A 630-nucleotide genomic window follows, 5' to 3' on the forward strand; every position below is an offset into this window, starting at 1 on the left:
GAGATCGTGCGCGCCTGCCACGAGACCGCCTTCGCCGACCGGCTTGATTCGGCGCCGCTCCAGCGAGAGCGCGTCGCGGCCCGGCGGCATCGCGATGATCTCGGCGACGCGCTCGCGCTCGCGATACAGGCTTTCCAGGGCCGAGCCCGCGAGCGTCGCCGAATCAAGCCGGTCGGCGAAGGCGGTCTCGTGGCAGGCGCGCACGATCTCAGCTTCGAGCAGCAGGCCCGGGGCGCAGGCGCGCCGGTCCTCGTCGTAGGCGGTCTTCAGCAGCGTCGCGGTGCCGCCGCCGGTGAGCGCGAGGCTGATCGCGACCGGCCTGCCGTCGACGGCCAGGATGTCGGCGCGCGCCCGGACGGGCCCGTGCGTCGGCCCGAACAGCGCGCACGCGAAGGCCGCGTGCTCCGGGCGACAGGCCATCGCCGAGCCGGTCGCGCCCTTCCAGCCCGCGCGCTCCAGTGCGAGGAAGGCGGCGACCGCCCGCTCCAGGCCCGGGCCGGAGGCCACCGTCTCGAACGTCACCGCGCCGGCCTCGCTCAAGCGCTTGGCGCGGCGGCGCAGGTCCTTCAGGCGGGCCCTGTGCGGGTGGCTGGCGAGGAAGGCGTCGTGGCTCGCGCGCCGGTCGAGCAC

General features: G+C 75.9%; 1 protein-coding gene. It reads right to left on the reverse strand.

Features of this window, described 5'->3' with window-relative positions:
- On the reverse strand, positions 1–630 hold a 630-nt coding region (locus FV223_RS29350), incomplete at both ends, for a GNAT family N-acetyltransferase (protein WP_147730078.1).

This window comes from Methylobacterium sp. WL116, from assembly GCF_008039455.1.
In the GTDB taxonomy this organism is placed as follows: domain Bacteria; phylum Pseudomonadota; class Alphaproteobacteria; order Rhizobiales; family Beijerinckiaceae; genus Methylobacterium.